Source organism: Paenibacillus sp. MCAF9 (assembly GCF_052114265.1).
Lineage (GTDB): Bacteria > Bacillota > Bacilli > Paenibacillales > Paenibacillaceae > Pristimantibacillus.
This window is the reverse complement of sequence record NZ_JBFREL010000004.1, coordinates 393,040-407,890: the sequence shown is the minus strand read 5'-3', so window position 1 is coordinate 407,890 and position 14,851 is coordinate 393,040. Positions and strand designations below refer to the sequence as shown.

At 42.6% G+C, this 14,851-nt stretch carries 14 protein-coding genes; 1 reads left to right on the top strand and 13 read right to left on the bottom strand.

The annotated features are described in order from the left end of the window. Window positions 1–24 precede the first annotated feature (24 nt). From AB4Z45_RS09825 to AB4Z45_RS09780, 10 genes are all read right to left on the bottom strand, one after another. Window positions 25–765, bottom strand: a complete 741-nt coding sequence (locus tag AB4Z45_RS09825; RefSeq protein ID WP_441908982.1) for a glycosyltransferase family 32 protein — start codon at window positions 763–765, stop codon at window positions 25–27. A gap of 13 nt (window positions 766–778) precedes the next feature. After that, the gene (locus AB4Z45_RS09820) at window positions 779–1,852 is read right to left on the bottom strand and encodes an EpsG family protein (RefSeq protein ID WP_441908981.1); all 1,074 of its coding nucleotides are present in this window, start codon (window positions 1,850–1,852) and stop codon (window positions 779–781) included. 20 nt (window positions 1,853–1,872) lie between these two features. Further along, the gene (locus AB4Z45_RS09815; protein WP_441909096.1) at window positions 1,873–2,769 is read right to left on the bottom strand and encodes a glycosyltransferase family 2 protein; all 897 of its coding nucleotides are present in this window, start codon (window positions 2,767–2,769) and stop codon (window positions 1,873–1,875) included. A gap of 16 nt (window positions 2,770–2,785) precedes the next feature. Then, window positions 2,786–3,883 (bottom strand): glycosyltransferase, encoded by a 1,098-nt coding sequence (locus AB4Z45_RS09810; protein WP_441908980.1) that lies wholly within the window; start codon window positions 3,881–3,883, stop codon window positions 2,786–2,788. Beyond that, window positions 3,846–5,012 carry a glycosyltransferase family 4 protein gene (locus AB4Z45_RS09805; RefSeq protein WP_441908978.1) on the bottom strand — a complete coding sequence of 389 codons (1,167 nt, stop codon included), beginning with the start codon at window positions 5,010–5,012 and terminating at the stop codon, window positions 3,846–3,848. Before AB4Z45_RS09805 ends, AB4Z45_RS09810 begins: the two co-directional genes overlap by 38 nt. A 23-nt stretch (window positions 5,013–5,035) precedes the next feature. Beyond that, window positions 5,036–5,917 carry a UTP--glucose-1-phosphate uridylyltransferase GalU gene (gene galU, locus AB4Z45_RS09800; RefSeq protein WP_076267867.1) on the bottom strand — a complete coding sequence of 294 codons (882 nt, stop codon included), beginning with the start codon at window positions 5,915–5,917 and terminating at the stop codon, window positions 5,036–5,038. Between the two features lie 25 nt (window positions 5,918–5,942). After that, window positions 5,943–7,769: a polysaccharide biosynthesis protein gene (locus AB4Z45_RS09795; RefSeq protein ID WP_441908977.1), complete on the bottom strand. Its 1,827-nt coding sequence runs from the start codon at window positions 7,767–7,769 to the stop codon at window positions 5,943–5,945. Between the two features lie 353 nt (window positions 7,770–8,122). Then, complete coding sequence (locus AB4Z45_RS09790) at window positions 8,123–8,779, bottom strand: CpsD/CapB family tyrosine-protein kinase (RefSeq protein WP_441878987.1); 657 nt, start codon at window positions 8,777–8,779, stop codon at window positions 8,123–8,125. Further along, a complete protein-coding gene (locus AB4Z45_RS09785; RefSeq protein WP_441908976.1) occupies window positions 8,769–9,521 on the bottom strand; it encodes a YveK family protein in 753 nt (250 codons plus the stop codon). Before AB4Z45_RS09785 ends, AB4Z45_RS09790 begins: the two co-directional genes overlap by 11 nt. A gap of 100 nt (window positions 9,522–9,621) precedes the next feature. Further along, on the bottom strand, window positions 9,622–10,032 hold the full coding sequence (locus tag AB4Z45_RS09780; RefSeq protein ID WP_076267870.1) for a helix-turn-helix domain-containing protein: 411 nt from the start codon (window positions 10,030–10,032) through the stop codon (window positions 9,622–9,624). 210 nt (window positions 10,033–10,242) lie between these two features. Here AB4Z45_RS09780 and AB4Z45_RS09775 point away from each other — a divergent pair, with 210 nt between their 5' ends. Then, complete coding sequence (locus AB4Z45_RS09775; protein WP_441908975.1) at window positions 10,243–11,118, top strand: aminoglycoside phosphotransferase family protein; 876 nt, start codon at window positions 10,243–10,245, stop codon at window positions 11,116–11,118. Between the two features lie 25 nt (window positions 11,119–11,143). On the opposite strand, the gene AB4Z45_RS09770 is transcribed toward AB4Z45_RS09775, so the two are convergent. Genes AB4Z45_RS09770 through AB4Z45_RS09760 form a run of 3 tightly spaced genes read right to left on the bottom strand, consistent with a single transcriptional unit; the run spans window position 11,144 to window position 14,778 of the window. Further along, window positions 11,144–12,757 (bottom strand): helix-turn-helix domain-containing protein, encoded by a 1,614-nt coding sequence (locus AB4Z45_RS09770; protein WP_441908973.1) that lies wholly within the window; start codon window positions 12,755–12,757, stop codon window positions 11,144–11,146. A gap of 48 nt (window positions 12,758–12,805) precedes the next feature. Next, window positions 12,806–13,750, bottom strand: a complete 945-nt coding sequence (locus AB4Z45_RS09765; protein WP_441908971.1) for a FecCD family ABC transporter permease — start codon at window positions 13,748–13,750, stop codon at window positions 12,806–12,808. A 50-nt stretch (window positions 13,751–13,800) separates the two neighbouring features. After that, window positions 13,801–14,778, bottom strand: a complete 978-nt coding sequence (locus AB4Z45_RS09760) for a FecCD family ABC transporter permease (RefSeq protein WP_441909094.1) — start codon at window positions 14,776–14,778, stop codon at window positions 13,801–13,803. Between the last annotated feature and the right edge of the window lie 73 nt (window positions 14,779–14,851).

The following is a 14,851-nucleotide window of genomic DNA, read 5'->3' as shown; positions in this document are numbered from 1 at the left end:
CTCCCGTAGCTCGTTTAACTGCTCTTAGTTTGAAGATAGCAGCTTTCGCATTTTTGAAATAACGCTTGGACCGACAATTCGGCTTGCAACTCTTTTCAGTTTGCTATTCATACGAACATGAATAGGCAGCCAAGACTTTGCAAAATGGTGGATTGTAAAGCTATTTTCCGTTATGTAGTTTCCTCCGTTAATATAATCATATGGACTAAAGAAGGTTCTTGGATAAAAGGTAACTCCATTGGGTAACACTTGAAATTCCCCATTCAAAATCAATCCGTCTTTTTTACTGAGTTCTGTAATGACAGCCGTATTTGTTGTTGTGTCATAGTTGCCACCTGGCAGTAGAAAACTTCTTCTGGCATAATCTATGAGCAGCTCCTTTATCCATGGATGGCCTTTAACAGCCCCCATCGTAGCCGATTGCAAATATGTTTCATCTTCAAAACCAGTAAACGCCTTATGATGAAGTAAAGTATCAAGTGGCCTCAGTACCTCAACATCCGTATCCATATAAATGCCTCCGAGATGAAATAAAGCATGTAGTCGCACATAATCACTTACAAATGCATATTTCCCAGCTACGTAAGCCTCTTTCACATAACGGTTTGAGTTGAGATCAAAATTATCCTCATTCCACTCTATTATGGTGTAATCACTCAAATGCTTTTGCCAACTATCCAAGCATTTTTGAATTTTCTTTGATTTCTCTCCACGCCCAAACCAACAGTAATGCAGTATACGTGGAATTTGTTCCGTTTTTCCCACTACTCTACCTCCCTTACAATGGCCAAATTAAGTATTTACTTAAATAATAGATATTGAGTACGATAAAATTTTCATAAAAGAAATAAATAAAATAAAATGCTATGATCGCCAAATATACAAGCTTCTGATCTTTCTCCCGAAACAGCTTCACGATCCAACCAAACAAAAGAAGCTGGTATAAGCTGAAATAAATACTGAGTCGAGCAAAAATCCAGTTCTGAGTCGATATAATCATGAGCACGACGCCGACAATAGAAAGATTAACTACGATGTCACCATGAGGAAAGATTTTTCTTAGCTTCTCTCTGCCAAAAAAGGCGATAACGACCGGAATCGAGCAAACAATTACTCGTATAACGTTAGCCCCGCCCTCCTGAAAACTTTCATAATGGCCATATTGTGTGTCTTTAATTGCCGTGAATAATAGCGTAGAAAACTGGTTGAAGCCTGCAACAATCAGAACAGCTAAGGAAAGAAGAGCAAAAGTCATCCCAGTCCATGCTTTTCTTCTTACAATAAAATAAATCGGAATCATGACTAGTGCGCTTTGATGGAATACCGATCCCAACAACACCAGAGCCATATAGCGTTTCCAGCTGCCTTCAAAAATAAATTTGGTTGCAGAAAAGACAATAGCTGCCGCCAAAAATTGTCTTATACCATTCATCGATACAATGAATGCTCCTGTTGTTATATACAAATACATGCTCAATTCAAAGAGCCTTGCATATTTAAAGAACACTCCGGCAATAAGCAAGTTTGTTGCCAGAGCGGTAAAAAAAATAAGTATTTGTGGATCATCCGATATTTGCTTCAATAACAATTGCAGTATATTGAATCCCTTATCTCTCTGCTGCAATATCGACTCCCACGAAAAATCACCAATTTCGTAGCTATGTACATAAAGTGATGTATCACCAATGTTTTGTCTAAGTCCTGAGACGATGACGAGGGATGAAGCTGCGAGAAATGCTAAAAATTTATTCGGACTAATAAATATGGGAGCCTTTACTGCTGCAACAGAAAAATATCTGGCCATCCATGCAGTTATTGAAACAAGAATTAACGTAAACCAGAGGATCGTCATTTCTCTGTTCCTTTCTCTAATTAATTCGATTGCTTCATCAATGTTCGTCTACTCGTATTTTGTATATAGAGATAGAGCATAATCCCAAGCGGAATAGCAAGCAGCGTTGTAAGTTTACGAGGAGATTCCACTAAGAATCTTCCATTCCTTAACATGATACTGCTTGAGACATAATGGGTAGCTTCTCGAAGTCTATCTTTATAAGTCGGTGAATAAGCCATAGCTGTTTTTCGGAAAAATGCGAAGCCTTGTGGATTCTTCCGATATTGATTAATAATGTTTAAGCTAGAGCCATCTGCCAAATACTCGACGTAACAAAGAACATGATTCAAAATGAGAAGCGGTTGTTCTTGATCGATAAGAACGTATTTATAGGACAAGGGACAATATTTTTCTCCTGGAAAGAGTGGATAAGGTGCCACTTTTTGGGCCAGTTCAGTTCGATACACAATTTTTTTATCGCCTTTTACATTGTGTTTTACATATAGATCTGTGAAAGGAGAATCCTTCATATCACTAGGTAATAAAGTTCCGATGACTTCTCCGTTATGGTAGGCATCTAAACCAATAATTCCAGCGTAGCGATTACTGCCTTCCTTCCTCCAGAAGGTCGTAATTTTTTCAACTGCATCGTCTGCCAAATAATCATCCGAATCGATACAGACATTAAGCTCTGTCTCAATATGTTTATAAGCCGTGTTGTGTGCACCATGCATTCCCTGATTTTCTTGATAAACATATTGAATCGGTAATTCAGCTTCATTGATCCAACTCTCAACTAATTCTCTAGTATTATCCGATGAGCCATCATCAACAATAAGCCACATAAAATCTTTGCATTTTTGCCTCTTTAAACTTTCGTAGCATAGGTGGAGTGTATAAGCTCGATTGTACGCAGGAGTAAATACAGTCAACATCGGTTTTGAACTTCCACTAACCGTTTTCCGTTCCAAGTTTTATTCCTCCTGTATTTTTTCTCCGTATCCAATTCATACCTAATAACATAAAGTAGATAGCTGACGAGATTTTTAGCTTTGCGCATAAAAAAAACGTCTTCCAAATTAGTGGACAATACTCCAATTGAAAGCGCCTAAGTGAATAACTTGTTTTTTCATTGTTTAACAATTTTTTGATTAAACGCAATCTTTCTCTCATGGATAGATTCGATTGATGATTCATTATGTTTAATCCTTGACCTAGTACATTCATGCTAATTCGATTATTTAGCGCTAGTCCAAAATCATTAATCAGACCTTTTTCCGTCAAAAAGCTTTGTATTGCCGCGTATAGCTTTTCAAATTTCTCAACTAACAACGGATTGTATTGGGATGTGATGGAGGCATCGTTTGTTCGCCAATAATGATAAAAAGGACGATTCAGAAACAAAAAAGATTCGGCATTATAAAAGACATGAATGTTGAAGAGTGTATCCTCATTACTGCCTATGATGCTGAGATCTTTAAATTTCACCTTATTGTCTTTCAGCAATGATGTACGATAAAGTTTTGACCATACCGTCCCCCAAGCATCCAGATATTCGGGATTCGCTACCTCTTCCTTTAATGGACCTACAAGCCGCCTTAGCATAGTCGTTTGTACCTCATCCATAAGATACAATTGCTTGTCAGGCATGTTGAACCGCTTTTCCTTCGAATGTGTCCCAAACTCCCTAATATACGTACACATCACAATATCAACGTTTTGTTCCGCAGCGCACTCGTACATTTCTTCATACATTTTTAAATTTACCCAATCATCTGGATCAACGAATCCGATGTACTCCCCATTTGCTGCCAGCACACCATCGTTTCGTGCAGCGGACACACCTTCATTTTCTTTATTAATAACAATGATTCGTGAATCCCGTTCCGTATATTCCTGAAGAATGCTTAAGCTGGAATCCGTAGATCCATCGTTTACTGCAATAATTTCTATGTCAGATAAGCTTTGTTCTAGCAAGCTATTCAAGCATCTATCCAAATACAGCTCCATATTAAATATAGGCACGATGATACTGACTTTGGGATTCATTTTGTTCCCCCAACATAAAGGACTTGTATATTTCATTAAGCTCTAGCTTCACTTGAAGCAAACCATATTTCTGTACTATTTGAAGGCTAAACGCCCCCATCCGCTGCCTCATCTCCAGCGATTCACTCAGCTTCCTTAACCGGTCAGCAAATAATGCCATATCGGTTGGCTCCAGCACGAATCCATTCTCGCCATCTATAACGAGCTCTGAATGCCCTCTATTCCGCGTGGCAACAATGGGCAGCCCACAGGCCATGGCCTCCATTAAATTGACGGGCAATCCCTCACGCAGACTGGATGCTACTGCGACGTCGCACATGGGCAGCAGCCGGTCGATATCTGTCCGATAGCCAAGAAAATGGACCATCGATCCAACACCTAAACGCTCTGCCAGAGCCTGGCTTTCCTCAAGCAAAGGCCCTTTTCCAGCCAGCAGCAGCCGGCCATGCGGTACCGCCTCTTTAATTGCGGCCAACGCGTGAATGAGCAGCTGATGGTTTTTGTTTCGGTTAAATTCAGCAGCATAAAACATAAGGAAGTCGTCCGTGCGATAATCGAGCTCCTGACGCAATCGCCATTTATCAAGCTTTTGCATAGGCTTAAAATGTGTTGTATTTACGCCAACACCATGAACATGAGCGATCCGCTTTGCTTTAAATTTTTTGGTGACAGCGAGCTGATAATCCTCTGTATTAATTGTAATTAAACAGTCCGTCATGCTGGACAGCCTCTTCTCAATTGGATAATAAAGCATCCAGTTCAAGAGCGAGCCGCCCTTGCAGAAATGAAAACCATGCGCGGTATAAATAACTTTTGTTCCTTGTTTTCTCGCCGGCTGTGCCGCGAGTCTTGCAAGCACGCCGCCCATTGGCGTATGGCAATGAATGATATTATAATCCTGCTGCTGAATAATTGCCTTCAGCTCTCGGTATGCTCTGACATTGTTGGAATGGAACGGCGAGCGCTCAATGGAAATATTAAACTTTCGGTCAACAAAAGGGAGCTCCAGCTCGCCCTTTGCGGCGATATGGACCTCCCACCCTTGCTGCTTAAACCATTCGAGAACAGGCATATGAAATGCCTTGAAATGATAATCAACCGTTGCGCAAAATAAAATTTTATTTGGCATGCTTCTACCATCCTATACTAGAATTATTTTCTAGCAGATTCTCTTTCAACCATTTGCGATAAATAGTTTAATAGCTCATAACGCAAATCCTCACGCTGAAGAGCAAATTCAATCGTCGTCTGGATAAAGCCCATTTTCTCACCAACATCATGACGCTTGCCTTCGAATTCATAAGCGTATACGGCTTCCATTAGGTTTAAAGCAGCGATCGCATCGGTCAGTTGTATTTCTCCGCCCGCTCCTGGCGATTGATTGCCGAGAATGTCGAAGATCGCCGGGTTCAAAATATACCTGCCCATAATCGCCATATTCGATGGCGCCAGCTCCTTGGACGGCTTCTCGACCAAATGTCTAACCCGGTGGAAGGATTCTTCCATAAGAGTGCCATCTACAATTCCGTAGCGAGATACGGCTTCATCCGCCACACGCTGCACGCCGATAATCGAAGTATGATACTCATCATATTTTTCGATCATCTGCTTTATACAAGGCTTCTCCGCTGAGATAATATCATCCCCAAGCAGTACGGCAAACGGCTCATCGCCAATAAATTTGCGAGCGCACCATATGGCGTGCCCAAGCCCCTTCGGCTCCTTTTGGCGAATATAATGAATGTCCACCATATCCGCTGATTTGCGCACTTCACTTAATAAATCGTATTTATGTTTGGCAGTCAAAATTTGCTCTAGCTCAAGCGAGTTATCAAAATGATCCTCGATTGCCCGTTTTCCTTTACCCGTTACAATAATAATGTCCTCGATGCCTGATTCAATCGCTTCTTCCACAATATATTGAATAGTTGGCTTATCGACGATTGGCAGCATTTCTTTTGGCATCGCTTTTGTTGCTGGGAGAAACCTTGTACCCAGACCAGCAGCTGGTATAATCGCTTTTCTAACCTTCATAACTTTTATGCAACTCCTTCGTTTTTTAACCTGTTACAGATGCAAATCCAGGAAGCTCTACGACATTATTCGCTAGATCCAGCAGCCTTGTACGCAATTCTGCTTTGCTCATTCCCCCGTGCAGGGCAATAATTTCTTCAATATGTTCAAAATAAATCTCGGATGATTTGCCTATGTAGATTTTTGGATAAACCTGCTTTTCATTGATTTCATCATCCTTAAGCATTTCTTCGAATAGCTTCTCGCCTGGGCGAATACCCGTGTACTCAATGCCGATTTCCTCGACCGAGTAGCCCGACATCCGAATGACATTTTGTGCAAGATCGGTAATATTAACGGGATCACCCATATCGAGGACAAAGATTTCACCGCCTCTGGCAAGTGCACCAGCTTGAATGACTAACCTTGAAGCTTCAGGAATGGTCATAAAATAGCGAACCATGTCCGGATGTGTAACCGTTACGGGTCCCCCCTTCTCTATTTGCTTCTTGAACAGCGGAATAACGCTGCCGCGGCTGCCCAAAACATTGCCGAATCTTACCGCTACAAATTTGGTATTGCTGAACCGGTCCATATGCTGAATGACCATTTCCGCAATCCTTTTTGTCGCGCCCATAACGCTGGTTGGATTAACCGCCTTATCGGTCGATATCATGACAAACGTATCCACGCGAGCTTGGCTGGCTGCTCTTGCCGCATTCAAGGTTCCCATTACGTTATTTTTGAACGCTTCCTCTGGATTTCTCTCCATCAGTGGAACATGCTTATGTGCTGCTGCATGATAAACGACCTGCGGACGATGAGCTTGCATAACGGCCAGCATTTTATTTGCGTCTTGCATATCGGCGATTTCTGTCACAAATTCTATTTTCGTATGTCCGTAAAGCTCTTTCAGCTCCATCTCAATGGAATAGATGCTGTTCTCTCCATGTCCAAGCAAAATAAGCTTCTCCGGTAAAAACCTCGAAACCTGCCTGCACACCTCAGATCCAATCGAGCCCCCAGCGCCTGTTACCATAACGACCTTCTGGGTGACGTAACCTGAAATACTCTCAATATCGAGCTCCACAGGCTCACGCCCCAATAAATCCTCAACCTGAACATCACGAAATTGACTAACCGACACTCTGCCGGTAGCCAAATCCTCAAGCATAGGAATGATTTGTGTTTTTGCTTTCGTTTTAGCGCATTCGCTAAAAATCGTGTTGAGCTGTTTTTTGCTCAGTGAGGGTATCGCAATGACGATATTGTTAATCTCATAATCAAGCGCCACCTTCGCAATGCTTTCAACTCCGCCCAACACCGGAATGCCCATAATATCTAGATTGTGTTTGTTTACATCGTCATCTATGAAGGCAGTTGGCAATAGCTCCATATCATTGTTGCTAAGGAGCTGACGGGCAAGCATCGTACCCGCAGAGCCAGCACCAACAATTAACGTGCTTTTGCGCAATCCAGCATTTTTCTGGTAGCTGCCACGGAAAATTCTCCAGCATAACCTCGATCCTCCGATTAACAGCATATGAATCATCCACGTCACGGCCAGCAGCCTGAAAAACACATCCTGCATCACAATTTGCTGAATAATCGCTGCTGCAAAGATCGAGAAGGATACGGCCTTTGTTATTATCAATAGCTCCCCTACACTCGCATATTCCCATGCCTTCTTATACAAATTGTAGTAGAAGGAAAAGAAATGATGGCTTAACAGCAAAGTAATTGAACTGATTACAATGGGCGCAGTCACCACATCAAGCGAAGCACTTAGCAATAACCTGCTAAAAAAAATGGCGGTAAAAACGATAATGGAGTCGATTAAAATCAATAAAGACAATCTTTGTCGGTACGTCAAAAAACATTCACCCTTTCTTCAGATATAGAAAAACAAACGAAATGATTGGCTTAAGAGAATCAAGCTTAATATCACTGTTACACTCTTAGAGTGTTTAACTAAAAGGCTTTATCCAAAACCATTTAGTTAAAGACTCTAAAATAGAGTCCAGGGGCATCGAACCCCGCCTCACACCACACTCTTGACGACTCGCGTCTAAGGTTTTTTTGCAACCCACAGAATGGCCGAGTGCCTCCATTGATAACGGTGAGGAGACATTACCGAATGAAATTGCCTTTACAAACACTTAACGTGCTTTATAAAGAACAATAGTCCGTAAAAAAAGCGCTATCCGATTGATATCATCAAACGCTCTACTTATTTAGTATGACACCCAATATATTAGCTTTTGCAAACAGCAATGCACGTTTCGCTTCCAGTGCATGCTCCTGCTGTGTTTTCCCATGTTTTAAAAGCAAGAGCACGCCGTCACATTTACTTACCAGCGCATTCGTATCCGGAACGCCAAGAACCGGCGGGCAATCCAGCAGGACCATGTCATAATGCTCATCTGCAAATGCCATTACATCTACCATTAGCTGTGAATCGAGCAGTTCTGTCGAATTATAGAGGCGCTGCCCGCTTGGCAATATATCGAGTCCTTCGACCTCCGTATTATAGATCGCTTCACGAATTTCGAGCTGCTGCCCTAAAACATTCGACAAGCCTGGCGAGGTTTGTACATTAAAGATTTTGTTTATGATTGGATTGCGAAAATTTGCGTCGATGATCAGCACTCTATCGCCACGTTGTGCCATACAGACTGCTAAGTTGACTGCCGCTGTCGATTTTCCTTCGCCCTCTGAGGGCGAAGTGACCAGTAAAGAACGCACCTTGCTGCCGCTCGCTGCATAATGAATATTGTTGCGAATGGTTCGATATTGTTCCGAAACGATGCCATGCGGATTAATATAAGCGAGTAAGCTTTTGTTTACATAAGACTTTGATACCTTTTGCCGTTCACGAACCAATCGTCTCACCTCTTACGGAAATGCTTTTTTGTTTTTTCAAACGACTGCTACCATAATCTTTTCGTTTAATTTTATTAACTTGACCAAGCATCGTTAGGCCAAGCAGTTCTTCCACTTCTCGTTCTGATTTGATAGAATCATCGAGTGAATCTAGCAGGAATACTAATCCTACGCTCAAAATCATGCCAAGCAAGAAGGCAATGTACACGATACGATTGCTTTTTTCATTAATTGGGAAAGGATTTTCTTCTGCCTTCGTCAACAATCTGATGCTCGTAATTCCAAGCACTTCCGATGCTACTTGCCTGTAGGTTTCCACTGCTGTATTCGCGATCTCGGCTGCAAGCCTTGGATCGGTATCCATAACAGAAACTACGGTAACAAGCGAGGCATCTACACTGTCTACTCTAATTTGGCTTCGCAGCGCTGCTGCCGAGAGATTAAGACCGAGTTTTTCAATTACCTGATCCAAAACGATTGGCTCTCTGAACAATACCCTCACTGTGCCCATCATATCCGAGGAAGCAGCCACGATCATCCGCGTGTTTGATACGTACATTGGCGTTTCAGGCTTTGAGTTGAAGAAGCCCGCAGCGACTGTAAAGAGAATAGTAATGACCACGACTATCCACAGACGTTTTTTTACCGTGAGAAATAACGCTTTAAGATTTATTTCTTTAATCTTCACTCTGTCTTGATCATGATGCGATGCTTGTGAATCCTCCAGCCGTTTACCTTCCATTTGCACACCTGCTTACTATGTTTGTTATAAAGAACAATAACACAATATTAGTTCTTTATATAGAACATGTCAATACACTTTTCCGACTTTTTATTCAATGTCAGTTATCGATATGTAGAATAATAATATTTGATGATTTCTTTTTGTCAGCAGAGTAGACATTCGTCTCCGTTCTGCTTTCCTTCCACATATTTGAACGGATCAAGTCTTTTAGTGCTTGGAAATCACCCTTGCTCATACCTTCATCAACCGCATTTTTAATAATGACTCGCCATTCCTCATCCAACGTTTCATCCATATGAATCTTTGGTAAATGCTCTTCTCCGAGTAAATATTCAATGTTTGAGTCTAGTGGAGCTGCTATTTTTGCCATTACCTGAAGAGATGGGTTATTCTGCATATTGCGTTCAATGTAGCTCAAGTAGGACTTGGATACGCCCGCTAGGTCAGCAAGCTTCGTGATCGAGTAGCCCTTTTTTTCCCGTAGACTTTTAATCCGTTCCCCTATCATAATATTCTCCTTCGGCCAGTTTAGATCTAAACGTAAAGCTCAACAAAAACAACACAAACTAACACTTTATAACAGACAATATGTATATTTTAGTTCTTTAATGAGAACAGGTCAATAGCATTCCATTTTTTTATATGCAAAGAAGCAGCAAAGATGTACAATTTTTGCTAACAAAGTGACTCTAATAATTTGCTGAAAGGGAGATTATTTATGATATATTCGCTTAAATCGATAGACTGGATAGTGAAAAATGACCTTATCGATCATCTATTGCAACAAGAAGATAACTTAGCCATTTCAACAATGGATCAAGGTTTTGAAGCTGAGGTGGTAAAGGTCGAATTCGAGCAATCAAGCTACGTGTTAAAAACATGGAACAAGGAATCTAAACCTGATGTTGGTTTCCAGTTTCATTTATTGCATGCACTTTTTGATCGCGGCTTAGCCGTATCTAGACCTATCGGCTGGGGAATAAATCCAAATGCCGAGAAGGTATTGTTTACCTCATTTGACGGTGACTCCATAACAAAGGTTAATAAAAAGAAAGTGTCAGAGCTCGCTATTCTATTGTCTAACATCCATCAAACCCCTTTGGAGGAAATGGAACATGTACAGCTTTCAAAGTATGACTTCATCGGTTACTTCTATCCTGCGATAAACGAACATGCTGATCTATTTGTGGGCTTAACTCGTTTTTTAAGTTTAACTCAGCTCAAGCAAGACCACATCATCCACGGTGATTTTCATTTAGGAAATATACTCGAGAACAACGGGAAGTATACCGTCATCGATTGGACCAATGGACAGCTGGGGGACACCAGGTATGATTTTGCATGGTCGTTTGTTTTAATAAGCATTTTTGTGTCAGAGCAGAACGCTCATGCATTTCGCTCAGCCTATCTGGACAAAAACGAGATTTCCCAGCATGACGTACAACTTTTTGAAGCCATTGCATGTCTAAGATGGGTTTTGCTCAGTAGAAATGGCAATGTACCCAAAGGATCAAAAACCAACGATAGAATAAAACGTTTAATTTCAAGCAATTCGTATTTGAAAGAGCTGGGATTGTATGATTACTCCATATAGAAACTCAAATAGAGGTTGAACAAGGCTAAGCCATGTCCAACCTTTTTTGTTGCCCATCTTGATTCGCACATAATTCCATCAGCATGTCCATAATGGAATGCCTTCCTATTGGCGTCCAGCTCATCACAAACCAATTTTGAATCAGTCTAGTATTGCCGGTTTTCACAGCAGGAATTTGATCCCATACATTTGTCTCGAGCATCCGCTGAAACATCTTCCCGCTTCCAGCAAGCACATGATGCTTATGTATAAATAAATGCTCCGTTTCGAGGAGCGGCATCGACTCCGGCAGCATCTCTTGTCTCCAAATGTCTCCGCATCCCGGAGCACCGGGCTTCAAGGCGAGTTCGCCATAAATCAGTTCATTTAATGGATGACCCGTTGTACCTTGTATGCCTATCGTCCGATGATTGACTTGCATAATGGTAATACGACTCTCACCCAAGGCTTGCTGCAGCGTCTGCTTCACTTCCAGCGTCCGCATTTCCAAGCGGGTTAATGTTTGAGCAGCTTCGTTTTCCCGGCCGAGCAGCTCCGCAATTTTCAAAAAGTTGCGTTTCCAATCCCATACCGACAAGTCGTGAAAAACGGGAAATGCAATTTCCTTCAATGACTCACGAAATTCGCTCTGATAATGGTCAGCAATAATAAGATCGGGAGCAGAGCGCTTCAATTCCTCCAATTGGCTGTGGAACCGCGCTGCATACTCTTTCTCGCTTAATCCCGGGTAGTGAAATAAATCGAGCACACATACTGGCTCAATCCCTAAAGAATGCAAATAGTGCTGATACCCAAGCGAAGAGGCTACCGCTACTCTTACGGTCTCCCGCTTCATAAATATCGTTGGGGAAACGCCGACCATCCGCTGAAACATTCGACTGAAATAAAATTCGCTGCGAAATCCGACAGCAGCAGCAACTTCCTTCACCCTAGTATTTTTTTTGCTCAGAAGCTGCTTTGCTTTATTCATTCGAATTGTACCCAAATACTCGACAGGGGAGAGCTCCGTTATTTTTACAAATAGACGAGAATAAGCGACTGGAGACATCCCTGCCATTTCCGCGAGCTTCCCCATGCTTATTTTATCCGTATAATGCTGCTCCATATAAGAAATGCTTCGATTGATGCGATCATCGTTTTGTTCAGTCGGCTCTGGAACGCTCTTGATTAAAAATTGAATAAATTGTTCCAGCTGCAGCCGAAGTGACAAGCTATCTTTTGCCCGCTCGTCCTTGCTGCTCTTATCCATTTCAACAATTCGCTGCAGAATATGCTGAGGCTGAGAGACTGGCATTCTGCCGGGTAACAGCGAGCCAGACAGCGTTATTGAGCTGGATAGTATCATGCCGCCTTTCGTCTTAACTAATGTTTGCGGCTGAAAAAACACGCCATAATATTCAAAGCCCCCGGATTGCTCTGATATTTCTACAACCATGCCTGGCACAAGCAAAAATAGCTCAAACGGACGAATTCTACATAGCGTACCATCCAATAGAATAACGCCTTCGCCTTCTGTAATAAAGGATAATAAATATACTGGAATCCGATAGGTGCGTATTCCTCTCTTGCCTGTGAAGCGTCTCTTGCGCACCGATGAGAACAGATAGAGCGAATGAGTCAATGTGGAATGAGGCATCATTTAGCAACAACCGCCTGCCTTTCATAAAACGTTCGCTAATTTCATTTCTTAAAAGCTTCTGCGACGAACCAGCAAATTGATCATATAGGGCGCCCCAATCAGCGCAGTAATTAATCCTACTGGTATTTCAAATGGCGAAAAAAGCACTCTCCCTAATAAATCCGCCAACATAACGATTAACCCTCCGAGAAGTGCAGCAACCGGCAGTCTTTTTACACTCGGTGTACCTACCAGATTTGAAGCAATATGCGGAGCCATCAGTCCCACAAATGCAATCGTTCCAGCCATCGAGACAGCTGAGCCTGCTAAACCAACGCTAAATAAGAGGAGTAAAAATCTGACGCGTTCCAGTCGTATGCCCATCCCAATTGCTGAACTATCGCTGAGCTGCAGCAAATCAAGGGAGCGTGTATACAGCATTAGCAGCACAAATAAAATGATAATCCACGGGAGCAGCGGCCAGAAATGTTCCCACGTCCGGCCATATAAGCTGCCTGCCATCCATACAAATGCTTGAGAAACACGGAATATTTTGCCCACTGTCAGTAAATACGTTATTAATGCGCCGGCCATTGCAGAAATGCCAACTCCAACTAGAAGCATACGCTCGGTAGAACTTCCTTTTTTCCAAGAGAGCTTATAGATCGTTAATGCGACCAACAGCGCTCCTCCAAATGCAACCAATGGAAGACGGCTCATTGGAAAGGAAGGGACAAGCACCAGAAAAGCAACTACAGCAGCTGCCGCTCCTGCATTTAGTCCAATGACACCCGGTGAAGCCAGCGGGTTGCGGGTAATCATTTGCAGGATCGTACCCGATAATGCCAAGCCGCATCCAGCCAAAAATCCAGTCAGTACCCTTGGCAGCCGCACTTGGCGAATCGTAAACGCATATTCATCACTGCCTATCCCAAGCGCTGTCTGGATGGCATCCATCACAGGTATATTTCTCTCGCCAATAATAATGTTCAACAGCAAAACAAGTACATTCATTAACAACAACGAAATAATAATTCGGTGCCAACGCCCTTTTATAAAAGAAGTTATGCCGCTCCACCCCTTCGCTGAGCCAAATAAATTAAAAATGGCGCCCCGAAGAAGGCCGTTACAACTCCTACCGGAATTTCCTGCTCAGGCAGTACAAATCGTGCGCCAATGTCCGCAATCAGCAGCAGCAGAGCACCGATTAATGCGGAATAAGGTATGATCCATCGGTAATTAAGTCCTACAATTGATCGAGCAATATGCGGAATAGCAAGTCCGATGAACCCAATGGGACCAGCGATAGCAACCGCACTGCCTGCAAGCAGCACAATAGCGACGATACAGAGTGTTTTGATAAAAAAAACATGCTGGCCCAGTCCTTGTGCCGCATCCTCTCCGAGACCGATAACATTCATATGATTGCTTAGACCAAACGCACAAATTAATCCAACTAGCATATAAGGGGACACCTGTATAAACAATTGCAGATCCCGTCCTGTAAGCGAACCAGCTAGCCAAAATCGCATCGTATCCAAAGACTGCTCATTCAAAATAAGTATCCCTTGCGTAAGGGAGGTAAGCAAAAGGTTGATCGTTGCTCCTGCGAGTACAAGCCTGACTGAGGTCAATGTGCCTCTCCTTAATGAACCAAGCAGAAATACAGCTGTTCCTGCAGCTGCTGCACCGAGTAAAGCCGACCAGGAAAATACAGTAAGCGATGTGGAATGTAATGCTATCGAAGCGATAACTACAGCGAGTGCAGCCCCGTAGTTCACCCCGAATAACTCAGGGCCTGCTAACGCATTTCGGCTGAGCGCCTGCATCAAGCAGCCCGCTACAGCGAGCGAGCCTCCCACCGCTGCTGCGATCAGTGCTCTTGGCAGCCTGACGGAACGGATAATGATGTGAGCTTCCTGTGAAGCATCATATGACCAAAATGCATTGAGGGCGGCATGGAGTGGAATTTGTACAATCCCAAACAAAATGCTTGATAATAAAGCAGCGCAAACAAAAATAACAAGAACAGCCAATCCCATCAATCTGGGCTTCACTTCGCCTACCTCCAGCTCGTCATTGTCAAATAAACGAAGAAAGATTGGGGCGCCGCTT

Bases quoted from the DNA above. Each gene is read 5' to 3' on its own strand.
- AB4Z45_RS09760 (WP_441909094.1), bottom strand. From the start codon at position 14,778: ATGGGATTGGCTGTTCTTGTTATTTTTGTTTGCGCTGCTTTATTATCA.
- galU (WP_076267867.1), bottom strand. From the start codon at position 5,917: ATGAAGGTTAGAAAAGCGATTATACCAGCTGCTGGTCTGGGTACAAGG.
- AB4Z45_RS09785 (WP_441908976.1), bottom strand. From the start codon at position 9,521: ATGGAAGGTAAACGGCTGGAGGATTCACAAGCATCGCATCATGATCAA.
- AB4Z45_RS09765 (WP_441908971.1), bottom strand. From the start codon at position 13,750: ATGAATGTACTTGTTTTGCTGTTGAACATTATTATTGGCGAGAGAAAT.
- AB4Z45_RS09820 (WP_441908981.1), bottom strand. From the start codon at position 1,852: ATGACGATCCTCTGGTTTACGTTAATTCTTGTTTCAATAACTGCATGG.
- AB4Z45_RS09780 (WP_076267870.1), bottom strand. From the start codon at position 10,032: ATGATAGGGGAACGGATTAAAAGTCTACGGGAAAAAAAGGGCTACTCG.
- AB4Z45_RS09810 (WP_441908980.1), bottom strand. From the start codon at position 3,883: ATGAATCCCAAAGTCAGTATCATCGTGCCTATATTTAATATGGAGCTG.
- AB4Z45_RS09770 (WP_441908973.1), bottom strand. From the start codon at position 12,757: ATGATGCCTCATTCCACATTGACTCATTCGCTCTATCTGTTCTCATCG.
- AB4Z45_RS09805 (WP_441908978.1), bottom strand. From the start codon at position 5,012: ATGCCAAATAAAATTTTATTTTGCGCAACGGTTGATTATCATTTCAAG.
- AB4Z45_RS09775 (WP_441908975.1), top strand. From the start codon at position 10,243: ATGATATATTCGCTTAAATCGATAGACTGGATAGTGAAAAATGACCTT.
- AB4Z45_RS09815 (WP_441909096.1), bottom strand. From the start codon at position 2,769: ATGTTGACTGTATTTACTCCTGCGTACAATCGAGCTTATACACTCCAC.